General features: G+C 41.4%; 18 protein-coding genes. 12 read left to right on the forward strand and 6 right to left on the reverse strand.

Going from position 1 to position 22,138, the window contains the following annotated elements; translation table 11 throughout:
• Positions 1 to 26: 26 nt before the first annotated feature.
• The 4 genes from hslU to priA form a co-directional block, all read right to left on the reverse strand.
• Complete coding sequence (gene hslU, locus AN394_RS09565) at positions 27 to 1,355, reverse strand: HslU--HslV peptidase ATPase subunit (RefSeq protein WP_054563327.1); 1,329 nt, start codon at positions 1,353 to 1,355, stop codon at positions 27 to 29.
• An 11-nt stretch (positions 1,356 to 1,366) separates the two neighbouring features.
• Positions 1,367 to 1,885 (reverse strand): ATP-dependent protease subunit HslV, encoded by a 519-nt coding sequence (hslV, locus tag AN394_RS09570; RefSeq protein WP_054552816.1) that lies wholly within the window; start codon positions 1,883 to 1,885, stop codon positions 1,367 to 1,369.
• Positions 1,886 to 1,965: 80 nt separating this feature from the next.
• The gene (locus AN394_RS09575; protein ID WP_054563328.1) at positions 1,966 to 2,493 is read right to left on the reverse strand and encodes an SPOR domain-containing protein; all 528 of its coding nucleotides are present in this window, start codon (positions 2,491 to 2,493) and stop codon (positions 1,966 to 1,968) included.
• A gap of 16 nt (positions 2,494 to 2,509) precedes the next feature.
• Complete coding sequence (gene priA / locus AN394_RS09580; RefSeq protein WP_055021376.1) at positions 2,510 to 4,690, reverse strand: primosomal protein N'; 2,181 nt, start codon at positions 4,688 to 4,690, stop codon at positions 2,510 to 2,512.
• 233 nt (positions 4,691 to 4,923) lie between these two features.
• On the opposite strand from priA, the gene rpmE reads away from it, so the two are divergent.
• On the forward strand, positions 4,924 to 5,139 hold the full coding sequence (gene rpmE, locus AN394_RS09585) for a 50S ribosomal protein L31 (RefSeq protein WP_036973208.1): 216 nt from the start codon (positions 4,924 to 4,926) through the stop codon (positions 5,137 to 5,139).
• A gap of 697 nt (positions 5,140 to 5,836) precedes the next feature.
• Positions 5,837 to 7,078, forward strand: a complete 1,242-nt coding sequence (locus tag AN394_RS09595) for a malic enzyme-like NAD(P)-binding protein (protein ID WP_055021378.1) — start codon at positions 5,837 to 5,839, stop codon at positions 7,076 to 7,078.
• A gap of 100 nt (positions 7,079 to 7,178) precedes the next feature.
• Here the strand turns inward: AN394_RS09595 and metJ are convergent, their stop codons facing one another.
• The gene (metJ, locus tag AN394_RS09600; RefSeq protein ID WP_036973203.1) at positions 7,179 to 7,499 is read right to left on the reverse strand and encodes a met regulon transcriptional regulator MetJ; all 321 of its coding nucleotides are present in this window, start codon (positions 7,497 to 7,499) and stop codon (positions 7,179 to 7,181) included.
• 224 nt (positions 7,500 to 7,723) lie between these two features.
• Between metJ and metB the strand changes: the two genes are divergently transcribed.
• Both metB and metL read left to right on the forward strand, forming a co-directional pair.
• Complete coding sequence (gene metB, locus AN394_RS09605; RefSeq protein ID WP_055021379.1) at positions 7,724 to 8,983, forward strand: cystathionine gamma-synthase; 1,260 nt, start codon at positions 7,724 to 7,726, stop codon at positions 8,981 to 8,983.
• A 5-nt stretch (positions 8,984 to 8,988) separates the two neighbouring features.
• A complete protein-coding gene (gene metL, locus AN394_RS09610; RefSeq protein WP_055021380.1) occupies positions 8,989 to 11,334 on the forward strand; it encodes a bifunctional aspartate kinase/homoserine dehydrogenase II in 2,346 nt (781 codons plus the stop codon).
• An 83-nt stretch (positions 11,335 to 11,417) separates the two neighbouring features.
• On the opposite strand, the gene AN394_RS09615 is transcribed toward metL, so the two are convergent.
• Positions 11,418 to 13,922: a penicillin-binding protein 1A gene (locus AN394_RS09615; protein ID WP_055021381.1), complete on the reverse strand. Its 2,505-nt coding sequence runs from the start codon at positions 13,920 to 13,922 to the stop codon at positions 11,418 to 11,420.
• Positions 13,923 to 14,054: 132 nt separating this feature from the next.
• Between AN394_RS09615 and AN394_RS09620 the strand changes: the two genes are divergently transcribed.
• From AN394_RS09620 to AN394_RS09655, 8 genes are all read left to right on the forward strand, one after another.
• A complete protein-coding gene (locus AN394_RS09620; protein WP_054563334.1) occupies positions 14,055 to 15,134 on the forward strand; it encodes a pilus assembly protein PilM in 1,080 nt (359 codons plus the stop codon).
• The gene (locus tag AN394_RS09625) at positions 15,122 to 15,694 is read left to right on the forward strand and encodes a PilN domain-containing protein (protein ID WP_055021382.1); all 573 of its coding nucleotides are present in this window, start codon (positions 15,122 to 15,124) and stop codon (positions 15,692 to 15,694) included. The genes AN394_RS09620 and AN394_RS09625 overlap by 13 nt, the downstream gene beginning before the upstream one ends.
• Complete coding sequence (locus AN394_RS09630) at positions 15,684 to 16,289, forward strand: type 4a pilus biogenesis protein PilO (RefSeq protein ID WP_054563336.1); 606 nt, start codon at positions 15,684 to 15,686, stop codon at positions 16,287 to 16,289. Before AN394_RS09625 ends, AN394_RS09630 begins: the two co-directional genes overlap by 11 nt.
• Positions 16,286 to 16,822 carry a pilus assembly protein PilP gene (locus AN394_RS09635; protein WP_054563337.1) on the forward strand — a complete coding sequence of 179 codons (537 nt, stop codon included), beginning with the start codon at positions 16,286 to 16,288 and terminating at the stop codon, positions 16,820 to 16,822. The genes AN394_RS09630 and AN394_RS09635 overlap by 4 nt, the downstream gene beginning before the upstream one ends.
• A complete protein-coding gene (locus AN394_RS09640; RefSeq protein ID WP_082401713.1) occupies positions 16,809 to 18,902 on the forward strand; it encodes a type IV pilus secretin PilQ in 2,094 nt (697 codons plus the stop codon). The genes AN394_RS09635 and AN394_RS09640 overlap by 14 nt, the downstream gene beginning before the upstream one ends.
• 179 nt (positions 18,903 to 19,081) lie before the next feature.
• Positions 19,082 to 19,600, forward strand: a complete 519-nt coding sequence (gene aroK / locus AN394_RS09645; RefSeq protein ID WP_036973192.1) for a shikimate kinase AroK — start codon at positions 19,082 to 19,084, stop codon at positions 19,598 to 19,600.
• A gap of 27 nt (positions 19,601 to 19,627) precedes the next feature.
• Positions 19,628 to 20,698: a 3-dehydroquinate synthase gene (gene aroB, locus AN394_RS09650; protein ID WP_054563338.1), complete on the forward strand. Its 1,071-nt coding sequence runs from the start codon at positions 19,628 to 19,630 to the stop codon at positions 20,696 to 20,698.
• A complete protein-coding gene (locus tag AN394_RS09655) occupies positions 20,698 to 22,098 on the forward strand; it encodes an AAA family ATPase (protein WP_054563339.1) in 1,401 nt (466 codons plus the stop codon). The genes aroB and AN394_RS09655 overlap by 1 nt, the downstream gene beginning before the upstream one ends.
• The last annotated feature ends 40 nt before the right edge of the window (positions 22,099 to 22,138 follow it).

The following is a 22,138-nucleotide window of genomic DNA, read 5'->3' on the forward strand; positions in this document are numbered from 1 at the left end:
TTTTAATTATAACGCTAATTTGTTGATTAAAGAATGAAGCGACTTAAGTCTTCATCTTCAACAAGTGCACCTAAATGCTGCTCAACGTAATTGGCATCAATTGTTAGTGTTGAACCAGCTTTTTCTGAAGCATCAAATGAAATTTCTTCCATTAGTTTTTCCATCACAGTGTGCAAGCGACGGGCACCGATGTTTTCGGTTTTTTCATTCACTTGCCAAGCTGCTTTTGCGATACGTTCAATGGCATCATCAGTAAACTCAACGTCAACTTGCTCTGTTTTTAACAGCTCACGTTGTTGCTCAGTTAATGAAGCATGAGGCTCAGTTAAGATACGTTTAAAGTCATCAGCACTTAGTGCTTCAAGCTCAACGCGGATTGGTAAACGGCCTTGCAGCTCTGGGATCATGTCTGATGGTTTAGACATTTGGAATGCGCCAGATGCGATAAATAACATGTGGTCAGTTTTAACCATGCCATGTTTAGTGCTTACTGTTGAACCTTCGATTAATGGTAGTAAGTCGCGCTGTACACCTTCGCGGCTAACATCTGGGCCAGATGCTTCACCACGTTTACAGATTTTATCGATCTCATCGATAAACACGATACCGTTTTGCTCTACTGCGAAGATAGCTTGCTCTTTTAACTCTTCAGGGTTAACAAGTTTTGCTGCTTCTTCTTCAACTAATAGCTTAAACGCTTCTTTGATTTTTAGCTTACGGTTGCTGCGCTTATCGCCACCCATGTTTTGGAACATGCTCTGAAGCTGGTTGGTCATTTCTTCCATACCAGGAGGAGCCATGATCTCAACATTAGGTTGAGCTTGTGCAACATCGATATCAATTTCTTTATCGTCTAACTGACCTTCACGTAATTTTTTACGGAAAGATTGGCGAGTAGAAGAGTTCTCTTCTGTTTTTGACTCACCAAAGGTATCGCGTGCTGGTGGTAAAAGAGCATCTAAAATACGCTCTTCTGCCGCTTCTTCAGCGCGATGTTTGAATTTTTTGGTTTGCTGTTCACGCGTCATTTTAATTGAGATATCAACTAGATCACGAATGATCGTTTCAACTTCTTTACCAACATAGCCCACTTCGGTGAACTTTGTTGCTTCAACTTTAATAAAAGGCGCATTAGCAAGTTTAGCTAGGCGGCGAGCAATTTCAGTTTTACCCACACCTGTTGGGCCAATCATTAAAATGTTTTTTGGTGTTACTTCACTACGTAAATCATCGCTCAGTTGCATACGGCGCCAGCGGTTACGTAGCGCGATTGAAACTGCTTTTTTAGCTTTAGCTTGGCCAATAATATGTTGATCAAGTTCGTGAACGATTTCTCTTGGCGTCATCTCAGACATGGCAGTTCCTATTACAATTCTTCAATAGTTTGGAAATTATTCGTGAATACGCAGATGTTGCCTGCAATAGTAAGGCTTTTCTCTACAATGTCACGTGCACTTAGGTCGGTGTTTTCTAGTAGCGCTGTGGCTGCTGATTGCGCGAAGTTACCACCACTGCCAATCGCAATTAGGTCGTTTTCTGGCTGCACAACATCACCGTTACCTGTGATAATTAATGAAGCAGTTTCGTCTGCAACTGCTAATAGTGCTTCGAGCTTTCTAAGTGCGCGATCACTACGCCAATCTTTGGCCATTTCTACGGCAGCTTTGGTTAAGTTGCCTTGGTGCATTTCTAGTTTGCTTTCAAATCGTTCGAAAAGGGTGAAGGCATCAGCAGTACCGCCAGCGAAACCAGCGATTACTTTGCCATTATAAAGACGTCGAACTTTGCGGGCGTTGCCCTTCATTACGGTGTTACCAAGCGAAACTTGGCCGTCGCCACCAATAACGACCTTGTCGTCGCGGCGTACACTTACAATAGTGGTCATGATTATTCCTCATCATCGAGCGGCAAGGCCGCTCGTAAAAAGCGATTGATGAGGTGTTTATATGGGTGAATGAACTAAAATCAAGTCCAAAGCCAAATTCCGCAGCCCATTATTTTGATGCGTTTAAGTTTATTCTTGTCACTTTCGGCTAAACGTTTGGTTTCGTATGGGCCTAAGCGCACTTTATACCAAACACCATTGCTGCCCTGTGTTTTCTTAACTTCGGCCACTAAGCCCGCAAAAGCGATTTTAGCTTTTAATGTTTGTGCTTGCTCTAATGTTCTAAAAGAGCCGCATTGCATTACATATGGGCCTTTTTGTTCAATCTCTTTTACTTCAACCTGAACTTCGTGCTCTTTAATCTCTTTGATAAATTCAGGTGTCTTAGGTGGTGGAATAACTACTTCTTCTTTTTTAGTCGGGTTCGCTTGCTGTTCTACTAACTCAGGATCAGCATTATGTTTGATATACCATAGGCCGTAACCAAACCCGCCTACTAAGATAAGCGCAATTAAAACAAGAATAATAGGGAAGGGCTTTTTCGCCGGGGCTTGTTTTTTATTATTTCGATTTGCTGGTTTTTTATTTATGTAATCGTGTTGTGCCATGACTCTTAATTGGCCTTTAAATCATATCTATAGGATCAACATCTAAGCTCCAACGCACCTTTTGCGCTAATTTACTGGTACTTATATAGTCGACCATTTGCGCTAAATATTGGTGTAAGTGGGAGCGTTCCTGCGCCTGAATATGTAACTGAAAGCGATATTTACCTGCTACACGTTCCAGTGGTGCAGGTATCGGACCGAGCAATTGTATACCAGATACGTTCTGGACAGGAACCAAATCAGTTAAAAAATCCATCACTTGATTTATGTTATGTCCTTCGGCACGAACCATAGCCATATTTGTGATTGGCGGAAGCTGCGCTTCTTCTCGCTCTGTGAGTGCGTAACGGGCAAAATCTTGGTAACCATTATTAACTAAGTCTTGTAGTAGCGGGTGCTCAGGAAAGTGAGTTTGTAATAATACTTGCCCAGGTTCACCACTTCGACCAGCACGGCCTGCCACTTGCGTAACCAGTTGCGCTAAATGCTCTGTGGCACGAAAGTCACAAGAATATAATCCACTGTCGACATCTAGGATTAAAACAAGGCTAACATCGGCAAAGTGGTGGCCTTTTGCCAACATTTGCGTGCCAACTAAGATGCGAGCACCGCCTTGGTTAATATCATCAAGCGCTTTTTCTAAGCTGCCTTTACGACGAGTTGAATCTCGGTCAATACGACTAATCGGAATGTCAGGGAAGGTTTGTGTTAAAAACTCTTCGATTTGTTCAGTGCCTTTGCCATTTGGAAAAATCTGCGTACTGCCGCAATCCGGGCATTGATGAGGGACCTGATGTTGTTCACCACAGTGGTGACAAATCATCTGGCCAATGGCTTTATGAAAGGTTGCACTGGTGCTGCAACGTGAGCACTCACTTAGCCAACCACACTCATGGCATATAAGGGTAGGCGAAAAACCACGACGGTTTAAAAACACCATCACTTGCTTACCACGTTCTAAATGTTGGCGCATATAAGCAAGGCTGGCATGGGCAATCCCTGCTTGCTCAGGCTGACCTTTCATATCCATTAAGTGGAACTGGTTATCAGTACTGGTTTGGGCGCGTTCAGTTAGACTCAACAGCTGATATTTGTTATTAATTGCTTTATGTAAGGTCTCAAGTGCTGGTGTGGCACTGCCTAGAACGAGCGGAATATTATGCTGATATGCTCTATAAGCGGCTAGGTCTCTAGCATGATAGCGTAGTGTATCTTGTTGCTTAAACGAGCTGTCGTGCTCTTCATCAACGATGATCATGCCAAGAGATAAAAAGGGCAAGAAAATACTCGAACGTGTGCCGATCACTATGGCGCAGCTGCCTTTTTCACAAAAACGCCAGGTCTGTAAGCGTTCGTTATCTGTTAGGGCTGAATGCCATAGCATAATTGGTGTATCAGGAAAGCGACGACGAAAACGGTTGACTGTTTGTGGTGTTAAGCCAATTTCAGGCACTAATACTAAGGCTTGCTGACCTTTTTTGAGTACTCCTTCTAGGCATTGCAAATACACTTCGGTTTTACCACTTCCGGTAACCCCTTCAAGCAAAAAGCTGGTAAAGCCACGAGCTTGGTTAATGCTGGTGCAGGCAACAGCTTGCTCTTTATTAAGCACCGGCTTGCTACCAACACTAGGCGCGCGTTGCTGCCATTGGTTATCATGTTCAATAAACTGAGTGATCAGTTCTTTATCGAGCAGACTGTCGATGGTTTTTTTGTTAAATCCGAGTGCTTTTAATTCTGTAACTGATGATTTGCCCGATTCGGCTAGCTGCTTTAATAAATTTAACTGGGTTTTTGCTTTCAGCGACGGCAGTTTTGTACCTTTATCGGTCAGCTCAACCATGTTAATGCTGGTTTTGTCTGGGCATTCGCCTTGCCTTAATGCAGCCGGAAGTGCCGTATGAATGGTCTCGCCCAATGGGTAACAGTAGTAGCGTGCTGTGAATTTTAGTAATGCTAAATGTTGCTCAGATAAAACAGGCGTGTCGTCTATAACATCAATAATCGGCTTGATTTTGTCAGCAGGAACATCGGTTGATGTTTTAAGAGCCAAGACCACGGCAACCTTTTTTTGACTACCAAATGGCACGCGAACGCGCATACCTGGCTTTAACTCAGGGCTATGCAGCAGCTGTTCAACTTTATAATCGAAGGTACGCTGTAAAGGGACTTTTATGGCAACTTCTACAAAGTGCATGACAACTCAACTGAAACAAAGGTAGAAAGATAATGTACTAAAATTACTGTTAAAAACCTACCAACAAATACTGAACAACACGCCATTTGATTATTTTTTTAGCGAAAGATGCATTTAAAGCTTGTCGCAAGGTCACTTGAGCTATAAAATACGCGGCCTATTAATTGTATTAACTGCGTATGGTGCCAGACTTCGGGTTTGGAGAGCGATACGGCCTTAACTAGAGGTTCCCTATGAAAGAAGGTATTCACCCTAAGTACGAAGCTATCACTGCAACTTGTTCATGTGGTAACAAATTCGAAACTAGCTCAACTCTTTGTAAAGACATCCACTTAGACGTATGTTCTGAGTGTCACCCGTTTTACACTGGTAAGCAAAAGATTTTAGACACTGGTGGCCGTGTTGATCGTTTCAACAAGCGCTTCGGTGCACTTAGCAGCAAGAAGTAATCTCTGCTGTTTAGTTAAAAAAAGCACCTTAGGGTGCTTTTTTTATGCCTAAAATTCACAAAACTCATTATTGATACCAATCCGCAATAATACTTAATCATTTTGAGGGATTAAACCTGTCGCTATCTGCGTTGAAAACTTTTGATTTAGAACAACTAAATAACGAAATTCTTGCCTTGCTATCAACGAGGTTTTATTGCCTCAAAATAGATCACTTAATTAAGCGAATTGGTATAACGCTGCCACTACTTATCATCTTCACTTATGTATCTTGCATAACTATTTCTGGCTGTTATGCCCATTATGTCGCTAATTTTGCAGACAAAGTGCCACCCCTTGGCTATATTCTTGTTTGTATAAACTTTCATAAAAGTTATTAAAAATAATAAATTTAAATAACTTTGTGAGTAAATGCTGTGAACTTCGTTGAAATGGATATTTTGGGCTAACTTCGGCTAATTGCAGTGTACGTGCGTATAAAATACAAAAACACGTGCTTAAAAGGTCATAAATAGGTGAATTTTTATGTCTGATTAATCGCAATTATGCGCAGAAATTGTTGGGAAATCCTTTAAAATTAAGCGATATAGCATATAACAGGATAGACCTGATAATACTTGGAATTTTTATACATTACAGGTATCGTACTGATGCAAGCTCTCTCACTTTTTAACTTTTTGCAGGATACTATCGCGTTATGTCAGATTTTCGTGAACAAGCATTACATTACCACGCTCACCCCGTTCCAGGTAAAATTAGTGTTGAACTAACCAAACCAGCCGAAACGGTTAACGATCTCGCTTTAGCTTATAGCCCAGGTGTGGCTGAACCAGTCCGTGAAATTGCTGCTGATCCAGCAAATGCCTATAAATATACAGGCAAAGGTAACATGGTTGCGGTTATTTCAAACGGTACCGCAATTTTAGGTTTAGGTAACTTAGGTCCGCTTGCATCAAAACCTGTAATGGAAGGTAAAGCGTTACTATTTAAACGTTTTGCTGGCCTTGACTCAATTGATATTGAAGTTAAACACCGCACAACAGAAGATTTCATTAATACGGTTGCTAACATCGCTGATACGTTTGGTGGTATCAACCTTGAAGATATTAAAGCGCCAGAGTGTTTTGAAATCGAAAAAGCGCTTATCGAGCGCTGTGATATTCCAGTTTTCCACGATGACCAACATGGTACAGCTATTGTGACTGCTGCTGGTATGCTTAACGCTCTTGAAGTGCAAGGTAAAGATATCGAAGATGCTATCATCGTATGTTTAGGTGCCGGTGCCGCTGCTGTTGCTTGTATGGAGCTTTTAATTAAATGTGGCGCACTGCGCGAACACATTTATATGCTTGACCGTAAAGGTGTGATCCATACACGTCGTGATGACTTAAACGAGTATAAGCAATTATTTGCTAACAATACCGATAAGCGTACATTACAAGATGTTATTGCTGATGCTGACGTATTCGTTGGTGTATCAGGTCCTAACTTGTTAACTGCAGATGATCTTAAGCTGATGGCTGATAAGCCAGTCGTGTTTGCATGTTCAAACCCAGATCCTGAGATTGCTCCAGAAGTTGCACACAGTGCACGTAACGATTTAATTATGGCAACGGGTCGTTCAGATTTCCCTAACCAAGTAAATAACGTGCTTTGTTTCCCATTTATTTTCCGTGGTGCGTTAGATGTTCGTGCAACGGCAATTAATGATGAAATGAAAATTGCTGCAGTTCACGCGATTCGTGGTATCGCGAAAGAGCCTGTACCAAGTGAAGTATTAAAAGCGGCTGGTGTTGAGTCACTTGAGTTTGGTGCTGAGTACATCATTCCTAAGCCAATGGACCCGCGTTTATTACCACGTATTGCACGTGCTGTTGCTGTAGCGGCAGTAGAGTCGGGCGTGGCGCAAATCGACATGCCAGAAGATTACATGCGTTAAGCTTAATTAGCTATTAGGTATATCGCGCAATAAAAAACTCAGCCTAGGCTGAGTTTTTTTATATCTGCGATTATCGGCGGTGATCCGATGGCCGAAATACTTATTCTGAATCAAGCACTGGGATATCTAATCCCATTTCTTGCATAATTCTTTTAACTTCTTCAGGTACCTTTTCAGGGTTGTCTTTACGTAGGTCGTCATCATTTGGTAATGGTTGACCTGTAAAAGCATGTAAGAAAGCTTCACACAATAACTCACTGTTCGTCGCATGACGCAGGTTATTGATCTGGCGGCGTGTACGCTCGTCAGTTAATACTTTTAATACGTTGAGTGGGATCGATACGGTAATCTTTTTTACTTGTTCTGATTTTTTACCGTGTTCTGCATATGGGTGAATGTATTCACCGTTCCATTTAGCCATAAGTTGTTTCGTTGCCTCGGTTGTCAGTGATTTACGCCTTATTCACAGCGCAAGATGCGGAAATTCTATCTCTTTAAAAAAGATAGTCAAATACTAGTTATTTAGCCATCTAGTGGTGTAAAAGTATAAACTTCTATGTGTAAGCCATAAATGCTTTGACTTCTCATATTTGATCATCTAACCTTTTAGACGTCTAAACATCCAATTTAAGAATAGGTGATGAAATGAGCGAAAAAAATAAAGCGACGATTGCTGTTCGTCACGGCATCGAAGCCGATAAACATCATGGTGCGGTTGTACCACCAATTTACTTATCAACCACCTATTCGTTTGCTGATTTTGATACTAAGCGCCAGTATGACTATGGTCGCAGCGGTAATCCAAATCGCGATATCTTAGCTGAAACCTTAGCTGAGCTTGAAGGTGGTGCTAGAGGTATTATAACTGCAACAGGTATGTCTGCTGTGCATTTAGCCACTCAGCTATTAAACAGTGACGATACGTTAGTGATCCCACATGACTGTTATGGCGGTAGTTACCGTTTATTCACCTCGCTTGAAAAACGTGGCCTGTTAAAACTAAAAGTTTTGGATTTAACTAAAACTGAAAATCTCCAAGAAATTTTAGCGATTAAACCCAAGTTGATTTGGATTGAAACGCCAAGTAACCCAATCTTGCGTTTAACAGATATTAAAGCAATTACTAGTATTGCTAAGCAGTGCGGTGCTTTGGTTGCGGCTGACAACACCTTCTTATCACCTGCATTACAAAACCCAATTGAGTTTGGTGTTGATATTGTTGTGCACTCAACAACTAAATACATCAATGGTCACTCTGATGTAGTGGGCGGTGCAGTGATTGCTGCAACGCAAGAGCTAGGCGACGAGCTTGCTTGGTGGGCGAATAATATCGGTATTACTGGTGCACCATTTGACAGCTACTTAACGCTTCGTGGTTTACGTACTTTAAATGTACGCCTAAAGCAGCACCAAGAAAATGCCTTTGCCATTGCTGAGTATTTAGAAAGCTCACCTTATGTAAGCCAAGTTTATTACCCAGGCCTTGCTTCTCACCCACAACATGAGCTTGCTAAAGCACAGCAACGTGGCTTTGGTGGCATGGTGAGCTTTGATATTAAAGGCGATATCAACGATGCAGCAGCGTTTTTAACAAGCCTTAAAGACTTTAGCCTTGCTGAGTCGCTAGGTGGGGTAGAAAGCTTGATTTGTCACCCTGCAACAATGACCCACGCAGGTATGGAGCCTAAAGCGCGCCTTGAAGCCGGTGTAGGCGATACGCTGATCCGTATTTCTGTAGGTATTGAAGACGTAAAAGATCTCATTGCAGATTTAGACCGTGTTTTCAATTTAGTAAAACCAGGTCAAGGCCAACAAGTTACAAAAGCTGAAGCTAAGCAAGCACAGCAAGATACACAGCAAAACGCGTCATTTAAGTTAACGCCAGCACATACGGCATTGTGGTAGAAGAAATGGTAAATATTGTTCATAAATTTGGTGGCTCAAGCTTAAGTTCGGCAGATCGTTACCATGCGGTAGCGAACATTGTTCTTGCTAATACAGAGCAGGGCGATTGCGTGGTTGTGTCGGCATCGGGTAAAACAACTGATACCCTGGTAAAGCTTTGGCAAAGTTACCAGCAGCAAGATAGCCAAGCTGTTAGCGATATTCTATTGCTTATTGATAATAATCAACGGGCTTTAATTGAGCAGTTACTTATAGGTCAGAATAAACAACAGGCCTTGGCACAGTTAAAAGATGAACTTGCCGTATTAAATGAATTAATTAGTCAACAGCAGCTACTTGAAGCACCTTTACTTGCTCATGGTGAAGTGTGGTCGGCGCGGTTATTGGCCGCTTACCTAAATCAGTTAGGTGTTGATGCGCAAGATGTTGATGCAAGGCAGTTATTTACTCTAAATGATGGTCAGCTTTTACATCAAAAAAACCAACAGCAGTGCAGTGATGCGATTAGCAGAACACATATCAACGTAGTAACGGGTTTTATAGCTGCAGATTGCCAAGGTAATGCGGTGACATTAGGCCGTAATGGCAGTGATTACAGTGCCACCTTGTTAGCGAGTTATACTTTTGCTAAGCAAGTGTCTATCTGGACAGACACACAAGGTGTATTTAGTACTGACCCCCGTAAAGTTAAAAATGCAGTTAAGTATGCCAAGGTGTGCCGCGAGCAAGCTAACTTATTAGCGCGTTTAGGTAACCCAGTATTGCATGCAAAAACCTTGTCGCCGTTAAAAGACACAGAAATTAAATTGGTGGTAAGAAGTAGTTTTGATTGTGATGCAACGCCAACCGAAGTAGTAAAAGAAGGTTACAGTAAAGCAAAGCGTTTTATTACTACCTTAGATAACATCGATTTATTAAGGGTTGATAAACTAAGCAGTGGTGAAGTCGGTGAACTTAGTCAGTTAATTCAACACAGCCTGCACCACTTTACTAAAGATGGCGATACTTACTTATTAGTGCCAGGTCAAAGCACTCACCAAGTTGTAAGCCACTTAGCGGGCCGTGCAAATATTGTCGAGTCTAATTTAAGTGGCTGTGCAGTGGTTGCACCGACGGCTGATGTAATTGCGCTGACAGAGCAAGCGACAGCACTTTTAAAAGAACAAAGCATTCATCCGCGTTTTGTACAACAAGACGATAACTATGTGTTGATCTTAAACGATCAGGCAATTGATAGTGATGTTTTAACCCTTCTACATGACAAGCTGGTAAACAAAGGTCAAGAGCTGGCTATTATTGTTGCTGGCCTTGGTAATGTAGGCGAAGTATTCTTATCGCAACTACAAGCTCAGTTTGCTCGTTTATCTGCTCAGTACAAAGTAAAAGTAGTAGCTCTTTTACGCTCTAAACAAATGCTTTTTAGTGCCAGTGGTTTAAATACCGAAACATGGCAAGAGCAGTGGCATAATGAAGCGCAAAGCTACGATAAAGCTGAGTTATTAGCACGTATCAATGAGCTAGATTATGAGCACAAAGTAGTGATTGATATCACTGCCAGTGAGGCTTTTAGCCAGTTGTATCCTGATTTTGTAGAGCTTAACTGTCATTTGATCAGTGCAAACAAATATGCGGGTACTGCCGCGCATAGTTGGTATCAAAACTTACGTACTAATTTAGCTGAGCGAAATCTACTATGGCGCTACAACACCAGTGTAGGCGCCGGTTTACCGATTAACTTTGCTTTAGCTGATTTACAAAATAGCGGTGACAGTATTAACCGTATTGAAGGGGTATTCTCGGGTACTTTATCGTGGTTATGTAGCAGTTACGATGGTAGCGTGCCGTTTTCAGATTTAGTGCTTCAAGCTCAGCAAATGGGCTATACAGAGCCAGATCCTCGTGAAGACTTATCTGGCCGAGATATGCAGCGTAAACTACTAATTTTAGCGCGTGACTTAGGCCTAGATTTAGAGCTAGATGACATTGCTTTGACACCTCTGATGCCTGAACAGCTTGCAGCAGGAAGCTGGCAAGATTTTCTTGCAAACAAACAGCTGCTCGATGAATTTATGACAGAAAAAGCAGCGCAAGCTGCGGCAGAAGACAAAGTGGTGCGCTACACCGGTGCTATCACACTCGTTGATGGCAAGGTTCAGGCGCAAGTTGGTTTAGTTAATGTTGGCAAAGATGATGTATTAGCAAGCCTTAAACCGGGCGATAACATCTTTGTGATCAATTCACAGTGGTATACAGACAATGCATTAGTGATCCAAGGCCCTGGAGCGGGTAAAGAAGTCACTGCCGCTGGGGTGCACTCAGACCTATATTGGCTGGTAAATAACCTAAAATAATTTTGCTGATCTTAGTTTAAATAGCTAAGCAAAAAGCGCCCCAAGGGCGCTTTTTTATTGTTTCAAAATAGCAATTCACTTATTTAGAACAACTCTTCCTCTGTGCTGAGCTTTTCTTCAAATACGTCTGTTGGTTGATCAAGTACGTACTTGGTTGGTGCTGTGCCTTTAATGAAGTATTCAAAACGACTGGTATAGTCATTCTTATGGCTTAAAAGACCTGTTGCTAAGTCGATACGAACCGATACCAAACCTTCAGGAAACTCAATAGGTGCTTCTGGCATGCCATCAAGAGCTGCACGCATAAAGTCGACCCATGCAGGTTGCGCGGTTTTTGCACCCGATTCTGCACCAGATATTTGTGACTTATCAAGGTTACTATTGTAGGTCGAGCGGCCAAGGGCTTTTCCAGGGTTATCAAAACCAACCCATACCGAGGTCATCACATTGCGGTTAAAGCCACTGAACCATGTATCAACCGAGTCATTAGTAGTACCTGTTTTACCTGCTAGATCGCGACGATCAAGTGCTTGTGCACGCCAGCCTGTACCACTCCAGCCGGTTTTGTGAGTCCAGCTACCACCACCCCAAATTGCGCTGTGCATAGCTTGCGAAATTAAGAATGCATTTTGCTTTGAAATGATACGCGGAGCACAACGCGGAGTGCTCACACTTTGTGCCTGATCCAATTGATTATCATCTAATGATGCAAACTCTGGTGTAACAACCTGCTCAGGTTCATCACAGGCAAGTTCTGGCTCTGTTTTGAATAACACATTACCAGCAGAATCCTGAATTTCAGAAATAAAGTAAGGGGTAATTAAGTGGCCGCCATTGGCGAAAGTACTCATTCCGCGAGCTAGTTCAAGAGGAGTGATTGAGGCACTACCCAGGGCCAATGACTCGCTACGATTAATATCACTATTTAAAAAACCAAACTTAAGTAAGTGATCTGCTGTACGTTCAAGACCTACACCACGTAGTAAACGTACAGAAATTACGTTTTTAGATTGAGCGAGTGCACGGCGAATTCGGATAGGGCCATTATAAACCGCCGGGCTATTCTTAGGGCGCCATGCTACACCTTGGCTTTTATCCCATTGATTAATTGGTGCATCGTTAAGAATTGAAGCGAGTGTGTAGCCGTTTTCAAGTGCTGCTGAATAAATAAATGGCTTGATATTTGAACCAACCTGGCGTTTTGCTTGAACTGCGCGATTGTATTGGCTTTGTTCAAAGCTATAACCACCGACAATGGCTTTAATACGACCATCTTGTGGGTCAAGTGAAACAAGTGCGCTCGATGCTTCTGGTACTTGGCTAAGGATGTAGCTTTCATCTGCATTTTTACGCAGCCAAATTTGCGCTCCCGCTGATAAAATTTCAGTAGCCGTTTTTGGTGCGAAACTTTGACGGTAACGGGTAATATATTTGCGTGCCCATTTTAGACCATCCCACTCAACCGTCACTTGTTCGCCGCTTTTTAATAGCACATCAATTGATTGCTCAGCGACATTAGTTACAACACCAGCTAATAGTGGGCCAAACTCTTTGACATCTTTTAATTTAGATAAGATCTCTTCTTGGCTAAGTGGACTTTCGTTTTCACTGTCCCATAACTGAGCCGTCGCACCACGGTAGCCATGACGCATGTCGTAAGCGTGTAGATTATCAACAATGGCATCTTGTGCAGCTTGCTGAATATTTGAATCAACACTGGTGTAAACTTTGAAACCAGTATTGTAAGCACGCTCATGACCATAGCGTTCAACCATTTCAGCACGCACCATCTCAGAGATATAAGGGGCGTACACTTCAATTTCTGCACCATGGAATTTAGCTGTAATTGGCGCATTGATAGCCTCTTCGTATTCACTCTGTGTAATATACTTTTCGGTATACATACGGCCTAGTACAACGTTGCGACGAGCCTTTGCGCGTACAGGGTTGCGAATAGGGTTAAGGGCTGAAGGAGCCTTAGGTAAACCAGCGATCATCGCCATTTGCGCTAAAGTAAGCTCATTGAGGTCTTTGCCGTAGTAAACTTGTGCTGCTGCACCAATACCAAAAGCGCGGTTACCTAATTCAATTTTATTTAAATATAATTCGAGGATTTCGTCTTTACTTAATATACTTTCAATATGTAAAGCGATAAAGATCTCTTTGACCTTACGAATGTATGCTTTTTCTCTAGTTAAGAAGAAGTTACGGGCAAGCTGCATGGTTATAGTACTTGCGCCTTGTTTCTTTTCGCCTGTAGATATGAGTACAATGGCTGAACGGACGATACCAATTGGATCGATACCAATATGCTCGTAAAAACGGTTATCTTCTGTTGCTAAAATTGCATCGATTAACGGTTGGGGGATTTGATCTATTGTAACGGGAATGCGGCGTTTTTCACCGAATTGGTTAATCAATAATCCATCACGTGAGAATACCTGCATAGGTGTCTGTAATTGAACGTCTTTTAGAACCTGTACGCTAGGAATATCAGGTTTAACGTAATAGTATAGACCAACTAAAGTGATTAGTCCTAAAAATGAGCAGATGATAATAAATTGTAAAGTTCGCTTTAATAAAATCACTTATATTTTCCCTAAATGGACTCCCAATTAGAATCGGAGACTGCTAGTATATATTGATTAAAAAATGAATAATATTTTTTCAGATAAAAATTATAACTTGTTTATTATTAAAACAAAGGCCAAGTTGCAAACATGCTAAGTCAGCTATTTAAAAAGCCTTCATCTATGATGGTAGGAATCGACATCGGATCGCACTGTATAAAAGCAGTGTTGCTGCAAGAGACAGACGCAGGTTTGCGGCTTGAAGCGTTAGCTATTGAACCTATGCCTAAAGGCGCTATGTCTGAGCGTTCTATTCAAGACATAGAAGCGATAGGTAATGTTATCGCTAAACTAAAAAGAAAAATTCCTAAATCAGTGCAAACCGCAGCAGTAGCTGTTTCAGGTCAAACTGTAATTACGAAAGTGATTTTTATGGATGTATCATTAACAGATGCTGAATTAGAGTCACAAATTGCCATCGAAGCTGATAGTTTAATCCCATACCCACTTGATGAAGTAAATATCGATTTTGAAAAACTTGCCATCAATGAAGCTGATCCAAGTAAAGTGAATGTTCTTCTCTCTGCTGCGCGAACTGAAAGTGTGCAAGCGCGAGTTGGTGCTCTTGAAACAGCCAACTTAAAAGCTGCGGTTGTCGATGTAGAAACTTATGCGCTAAGTCGAGCAATGGATGTGTATTATCAACAATTACCTAGTGATGCATACAATAAATGTGTCGCTGTGGTTGATATTGGTGCTGTGCTGATGCTTGTTAGTGTTGTACAAGAAGGTGAAACAATTTACACCCGTGACCAAGTATTTGGTGGCGACCAGTATACCAATAGCATTGTTGCGTATTACAACAAAAGCTTTGATGAAGCTGAAATTGGTAAAACTACAGGTGATTTACCACCAAATTATACCTTCGAAGTTTTAGCTCCATTCCAAACTTCATTGTTACAACAAGTTCGTCGTGCAGTGCAGATGTTCTTAACAACCAGTGGTAAAGATCAAGTTGATTACATTGTTCTGACTGGCGGCACAGCTATGATCGAAGGCTTAGATAGGCTCCTAATTGAAGAGCTAGGCATTCACACTGTTGTTGCTGAACCATTTGCTAACATTGAAATTTCGCCAAAGATTGATCGCAATATGTTGCAGCGTCACCGCACGCAATTTGCGATAGCCACAGGATTGGCATTAAGGAGCTTTTCATCATGCCACATATAAACCTTCTGCCTTGGCGCGAACAACAAAGAAAAGACTCACAAAATAAGTTCGTTACTGTGTTATTCGGCGTTGTTGTTATTAGCTTCTTAAGTATGTATTTACTAAGTTCTTTTTATGGCGGATTACGCGATGGGCAAAATGTAAAAAATAACTTTTTGAATACAGAAATAGCTTTATTGAACCAACGTATCCGTGAAATTAACGAACTTGATAAGAAAAAAGAAAACTTACAACAGCGTATGCGTCTAATCGAAGAGCTACAAAGTAACCGTAACCTAGGTACACAAATCATGGATGAAGTCGCCAAGATTGTTCCTGCTGGGGTTTATTTAACGAAACTTGAACGTCGTGATGACCGCATTCATGTAATTGGTCGCAGTGAATCAAATAACCGTTTATCTACCATGCTGCGTCAAGTTCAGAGCTCATATTTATTAGAACGACCTATTATGCAAGGTATTGTCGCAGGTGAACAAACCTCAAGATTATTGAGTGACTTTAATATGGATTTTTACGTTAAACCATTTGATCAGATAGGTGAGGCACGCAATGAACCTTGATATCAAAGCGTTAACAGACATAGATTGGAATGAAATTGAGCTTGAAAACATGGGCGATTGGCCTATTGCTGTTAAAGCTCTGTGCTGTGCGTTTGTGGCTGCGCTGGTTTTATACTTTAGTTACAGCTTATTAGTTTCTGACGAAATCGCCAGTTATCACAGTGCCGTAGCCAAAGAAACCGAGCTACGCCAAACATACAAAGCAAAATATGCTATTGCGAGTAATTTAGAGATTTATCGCCAGCAAATGGTTGAGATGGAAGATAAGTTCTCGCAGCTTTTAAAACGCTTACCAACCTCGAACGAGACACCTGGTTTGTTAGATGACTTATCTTACGTTGGTACTACTAGTGGTTTGACGTTTTTGAAAATTGGCTGGTTACCTGAAGTTGAAAAAGAGTTTTATACAGAGCTGCCAATTAAAATAGAAGTCGTCGGGACGTACCATGAATTTGGTGAATTTGTTGGTAAAGTTGCTCAGTTACCGCGAATTGTAAGTTTGCATGACTTTACTATTCAAACTCTCGGCAATAATGAACTCACTTTTAGTGTTGTTGCTAAGACTTATCGTTATGAAGGGGGCACTAAAAAATGAAAAAGCTTCCCTTAATTATTGCGATGACACTTGTACTTAGCGCGTGTAATGATGATACTTCAGAACAAAAAGAGTTTATTGATCAGGTTAAAGCAAGTACAACACCTAAAGTTGAGCCGATTCCTGAGATCACTAAATTCGAGCACTTTGCTTATAATGCCGGAAAATTACGTAGTCCATTTGTGGCGCCTAAACCGGAAATTATTCAGAGCAATTTAGTGCAAGTTAAAAACTGCTTACACCCAGATCCTGATCGTGTTCGTCAACCACTTGAAAAGTACCCGCTAGATAACCTTGTTATGCAAGGAACTATTGGCCGTGTTGGTAATACGTGGGCACTGATAAAAGCTGCAGACGATACGCTTTATCGAGTTACTGTAGGTAATTATATTGGTTTGTATCACGGTGAAATTAAACAAGTGCACGACAATTATATAGAATTATTAGAATTAATCCCGGATGGGGCTGGTTGTTGGAAAGAGCGCCTGACTAAGCTAGAAATGTTAGAGGCGGAAACAAATGGTGCAAGTTAATCTTATGAAAGGTAAAAAGAAGATGCATAAAGGAATGGCTTGGTTAAAACACATGCATAAATTCATGTTAGCTGCATTAGCCTTAATTTTGACGCAGACAGCAATCGCTGCCCCTTTACTGTATGACGTACGTTATAACCCGCTAATGAAAGGCGAAACACAATTACAGCTAGTATTTGATGAAGCGCTAACATTTGAACCAAAAGTTCAGGTATATAACGCCCCTGCTCGTATTGAAATGCTTTTCAGTAATGTAGGTGTTGATAATGAAGTGCGTGATGTGCCAGTTAACCAAGCAGGTATCCAGCATGTAACCAGCACCTTGACCGCAGACGGTTTAAAAGTTGTTGTAACGTTAGATAAGCTAAAAATTTATAAAACAATGGCGAAAGACAATATCGTTACTTTGCATGTTTCAGATAACCCAATCGCAACGGATGATTCAGCGGATGGACTGACAGCGTCTAGCAACTTTATTAATACAGTACAGTCGATTGATTTTCGCCGTGGTGAGAAAGGCGAAGCACGTCTTTTAGTTTTTTTACAAGATACGCAAGCAGCAATTGATGTTCATGAGAGTGGCGGCAAAATTATTGCTGAGTTCCACCACACTGATATTTTAGACGACTTATTGTATCAATTAGATGTGATGGATTTTGGTACGGTTGTAAGTAACATCGAAACCTTCAAAGAAGGTAATATGACGCGCATTGTGGTTGAGCCAAATGCAGCGTTTAAGTTTACTCACCAACAAATTGAAAATATCTTTACGCTAACTGTTGAAAAAGATGATACACAGCGTGCCTACCTCGAAGGCGGTATTGAATATCAAGGTCGCCCAATGAGCCTTAATTTCCAAGATATTCCAATTCGCTCTGTGTTACAGATTATTGCAGGCTATAACGAGTTTAACTTAGTAACCAGTGACTCAGTTACAGGTAATATCACATTGCGTTTAGATGGAGTTCCTTGGGATCAGGCACTTGATGTTGTGCTTAAAATTAAAGGTCTTGATAAGCGCATGGACGGTACTATTTTGATGGTTGCACCATCAGAAGAACTTGCCGCACGTGAAGCAAAAGAGCTTAAGGCAAAACAGCAAGTTGAGGATTTAGAGCCACTTTACAGTGAATATATCCGCCTTAACTATGCTAAAGCAGAAGAGTTTGCTGACTTATTGAAAACAGACACCAACAGCATTATTTCTGCGCGAGGCAGTGTGTCTGTTGATAAACGTACTAATACCTTACTTATCAAAGATACAGCGAAAAGCATCGAAAGCGTGCGCCGTATGGTGGAAACTTTAGATATTCCTGTTAAGCAAGTGGTGATTGAATCACGTATGGTAACAGTGAATGATAATGTGCAAGAAGACTTAGGTGTGCGCTGGGGTATCAGCGATGTAGGAAGCGACGGTGCTATCTCTGGCACATTAGAGGGCGCTGGTGGTATGTTTGGTGCTGGCTCTTACGATAATATCCCAAGTATTTCTGACCGCTTAAATGTTAACTTACCGGTTTCTAGCCCTGCGGGTAGTATTGGTGTTCAAGTAGCTAAATTAGCTAACGGCACTATATTAGATTTAGAGCTAAGTGCTCTTGAAGAAGAAAACCGTGGTGAGATTATCGCAAGTCCTCGTATTACGACGGCTAACCAACAAAAAGCCCGTATTGAGCAAGGTACTGAGATCCCTTACGTTGAAGCAGCATCAAGTGGTGCAACGACAGTAACCTTCAAAAAAGCAGTATTGAGCTTAGAAGTAACGCCACATATCACCCCTGATAACAAAGTGATTTTAGATCTCGTTATCACGCAAGACACGCGTGGTGATACAGTACAAACACCAACAGGTTCTGCTGTAGCAATTAATACCCAAGAAATTCAAACTCAGGTATTAGTAGAAAACGGCCAAACTGTGGTGCTTGGTGGTATCTTCCAACAGCAAATCGTTAACTCAACTAAGAAAGTACCTCTGTTAGGCGATATTCCTTACTTAGGCGTATTGTTCAAAAGTACGAGTGAATTTAACGAGAAGAAAGAGCTGTTAATCTTTGTAACACCAAAAATTCAAATCGATTAAGTGATTTTTTCTTAAGCAACGAGCAATTAGCATGTTTAATTGCTCGTTATCTAGCTTTTTATGCTAATTGACTTGAAATACCCAAGCAATTACTGAGATAATCCCCTCCTTAATTTTGGGGCCAGGTCGTTAGGCGGGGTTTTATTTCAAATTTTAGAGTTCGTTTGTACTAAAAAGATATGGCTGAGAAACGTAATATATTTCTAGTGGGCCCTATGGGGGCTGGCAAAAGCACAATTGGTCGTCACATTGCTGACCAATTACACCTTGAATTTTTCGATTCAGATCAAGAGATCGAGCGTCGTACTGGAGCAGACATTGCTTGGGTATTCGATCTTGAGGGTGAAGAGGGCTTTCGACTTCGTGAAGAAACTGTAATTTCAGACCTAACTGAGATGCAAGGTATTGTTCTTGCAACTGGTGGTGGTTCTGTGATCAGTAAAGAAGTGCGTAACAAGCTATCTGCTCGCGGTATCGTTGTATACCTAGAGACACCAATCGAAAAGCAAGTTGCACGCACGCAGCGCGACAAGCGTCGCCCATTATTGCAAACAGAAGAAGCACCGCGTGATGTATTAGAACGCTTAGCTGAAGAACGCGAACCGTTATACAAAGAAGTTGCTGATTTTGTTGTCCGCACTGATGAGCAAAGCGCGAAAGTTGTTGCTAATCAAATCATCGAGAAATTAGATTTTTAAAAACCAATAATAAAAAGGAAACTAGCTATGCTTGAATTAACAGTTAATTTGGACGAGCGAAGTTATCCTATTTATATTGGTCAATCTGCTCTTAAAGAGACTGGTCGACTACGCGAGCACATCGGCGATTGTCGACCTATCATTATCACCAACGACACCATTGCACCTTTATATCTTGATGATGTAATGACGTCGTTGGTTGATCTTAACCCGTTATCTTTTACCATCCCTGATGGCGAACAATATAAATCACTTGAGTGGTTTGAAAAGATATCGGCGTTCTTACTTGAACATAACTGTGGTCGAGATACATGCCTTATTGCCTTAGGTGGCGGTGTTGTAGGTGATCTAACGGGTTTTGTTGCTGCATGTTATCAACGTGGCGTGCCTTTTATTCAAGTACCAACTACCTTGCTTTCGCAAGTGGATTCATCGGTTGGAGGCAAAACGGCAGTAAACCATCCACTTGGTAAAAACATGATTGGTGCGTTTTACCAACCACAAGCCGTGTTTATCGATACGCAATCACTTCATACTTTACCTGAGCGTGAATTCGCAGCCGGTATGGCAGAAGTCATTAAATACGGCCTTATTTACGACACTGAATTATTTGCTTACCTAGAGCAAAATATCGCTAACCTTAAATCACTTGATGAGCAAACATTGCAGCATGTGATTTACCGTTGTTGTGAAATCAAAGCCTTGATTGTTGCACAAGATGAAAAAGAAGCAGGGTTACGCGCCTTACTTAACCTAGGGCACACCTTTGGACATGCTATCGAAGCACAAATGGGTTACGGTAATTGGCTACACGGCGAAGCCGTTGCCGCAGGTATGGTGCTGGCAGCACGCCTTGCACATACCCGTGATGACTTAACTGCTACAGAAGTTGAACGCATTGTTAAATTGATTGCTGAGTATGATTTACCAGTCGATATTCCTGCAGAAATGACAAGCGAGCAGTTTTTAACGCATATGCGTAAAGATAAGAAAAACAAAAAAGGCACTATTCGCTTTATTCTTCCTACCCAATTTGGTCAATGTGCGCTGGTAAGTGATATTACTGATCAGCAGGTTTGTGATTTAATAGCGCGCTAATGCAATCGCAAATATTGCCTAGCCGTGCTGCGCTAGTTGATCGAATCGCTCTGCAGTTTGAATATGGGCAAAATCTAATTTGCTTACTTGGCCCGTCAGGCCTTGGTAAAAGCTATTTATTAGAAACCTTCATTACTGATAAATACCTCGACTTTAATAAAGCGTTTGTTCAGTTGTCTGGAAAAATGACCGACCAACAGTTTATGACTGAACTGTTAGAACAAAGCTTTAGCAACCCACTAATTGATCACTCTTTGAGTTTGTCTGAAAACTTCTATCAACTCTATAAGCAACAGCCTTGTGGTGATTGTTTATGGGTGATTGATGGAGGGCGTCATTTATCTGAAGAGTTAATTCAGCAATTAGAAATTCTTGCCAAGCAAAGCCCGAGCACGTTATACATATTGATTGCATCACAATCGGTCGGCCAGTTTAGCCAAGCGGTCGAAATTCACCTTGAAGCGCTTAACTTGAGCGAAAGTAAGCAACTTATGCGTTGGTTTTTCGATAACCTCCCTGTTGAAGAAGACCCAGTTTTTCGCACATTTTTACAAGAAGCGCATGGTAACCCTGCCTTATTGCTAGCTTGGCAGCCTGAACAGCAAACTGCGGATATTCGCGCACCCGAGAAAAGCTATAAACTGCTTTATATAATTTTGCTCTTAATCACAACCATGCTGCTGATCATTGGCTTTTTATATAAAGCTGATATGACCGAGTGGTGGAAAGCACATTACCAACAAGATACAACAAGCTCTGTGGCAACTGCATTACCTGCAGAAGCAGTAGTTAATGGCCCTGTAGAGAGTAAAGAGCTCGTTACAGAACAAGCTCAAGATGAGCCTCCAGCACAGCAGTCAGTTGCTACTAATGATGATGATAACACGACTCAGGCTGCCGAGATGCCAGTTGATGGCTCTGACAGTAAAAACCATGACAATGAAAGTCATAACAATAACGTGGCTGCGATTGTTGATAGCCTTTTGCCAGTAGAGCCAGTTACACAAGAGACTGAGCAACCAACGACAGATGAAGTTGTAGCAGCTATTATCAGCGATGCTGAGCAAGCCGAGTCTGCAATTGAGCCAGAGCAGCCATTAGCAGGAAATGCGTGGTATTTGTCTCAGCCAGACGACAATTTTGTAATCCAATTACTAGCGGTCACTAAGCAAGAGATCAGTGATAAGTTTATTAATGAAAATGGCTTGCAAGGGCAGGTAAATACTTACCAAAGCTTACGGAGCGGTAAGTCGTGGTGGATCGTAACTTATGGCAGTTATGCCACACTGAATGATGCTAAGAAGGGCGTAACAACACTTTCTGATAATGTGCGTAAAAATCAGCCGTTTTATAAAAAAATAAGTAAAATTAAACAAGAAATCGCTTCACTAAATCAGTAAATTAAAACTGATTAGTGTAAAATCGCGCAACACCGAATTG

It is taken from the genome of Pseudoalteromonas sp. P1-26, from assembly GCF_001401795.1.
Lineage (GTDB): Bacteria > Pseudomonadota > Gammaproteobacteria > Enterobacterales > Alteromonadaceae > Pseudoalteromonas.

Bases quoted from the DNA above. Each gene is read 5' to 3' on its own strand.
- AN394_RS09655 (WP_054563339.1), top strand. From the start codon at position 20,698: ATGCAATCGCAAATATTGCCTAGCCGTGCTGCGCTAGTTGATCGAATC.
- aroB (WP_054563338.1), top strand. From the start codon at position 19,628: ATGCTTGAATTAACAGTTAATTTGGACGAGCGAAGTTATCCTATTTAT.
- AN394_RS09595 (WP_055021378.1), top strand. From the start codon at position 5,837: ATGTCAGATTTTCGTGAACAAGCATTACATTACCACGCTCACCCCGTT.
- priA (WP_055021376.1), bottom strand. From the start codon at position 4,690: ATGCACTTTGTAGAAGTTGCCATAAAAGTCCCTTTACAGCGTACCTTC.
- AN394_RS09635 (WP_054563337.1), top strand. From the start codon at position 16,286: ATGAAAAAGCTTCCCTTAATTATTGCGATGACACTTGTACTTAGCGCG.
- hslV (WP_054552816.1), bottom strand. From the start codon at position 1,885: ATGACCACTATTGTAAGTGTACGCCGCGACGACAAGGTCGTTATTGGT.
- AN394_RS09575 (WP_054563328.1), bottom strand. From the start codon at position 2,493: ATGGCACAACACGATTACATAAATAAAAAACCAGCAAATCGAAATAAT.
- aroK (WP_036973192.1), top strand. From the start codon at position 19,082: ATGGCTGAGAAACGTAATATATTTCTAGTGGGCCCTATGGGGGCTGGC.
- AN394_RS09625 (WP_055021382.1), top strand. From the start codon at position 15,122: ATGCCACATATAAACCTTCTGCCTTGGCGCGAACAACAAAGAAAAGAC.
- hslU (WP_054563327.1), bottom strand. From the start codon at position 1,355: ATGTCTGAGATGACGCCAAGAGAAATCGTTCACGAACTTGATCAACAT.
- AN394_RS09630 (WP_054563336.1), top strand. From the start codon at position 15,684: ATGAACCTTGATATCAAAGCGTTAACAGACATAGATTGGAATGAAATT.
- metB (WP_055021379.1), top strand. From the start codon at position 7,724: ATGAGCGAAAAAAATAAAGCGACGATTGCTGTTCGTCACGGCATCGAA.
- AN394_RS09620 (WP_054563334.1), top strand. From the start codon at position 14,055: ATGCTAAGTCAGCTATTTAAAAAGCCTTCATCTATGATGGTAGGAATC.
- metL (WP_055021380.1), top strand. From the start codon at position 8,989: ATGGTAAATATTGTTCATAAATTTGGTGGCTCAAGCTTAAGTTCGGCA.
- AN394_RS09640 (WP_082401713.1), top strand. From the start codon at position 16,809: ATGGTGCAAGTTAATCTTATGAAAGGTAAAAAGAAGATGCATAAAGGA.
- metJ (WP_036973203.1), bottom strand. From the start codon at position 7,499: ATGGCTAAATGGAACGGTGAATACATTCACCCATATGCAGAACACGGT.
- rpmE (WP_036973208.1), top strand. From the start codon at position 4,924: ATGAAAGAAGGTATTCACCCTAAGTACGAAGCTATCACTGCAACTTGT.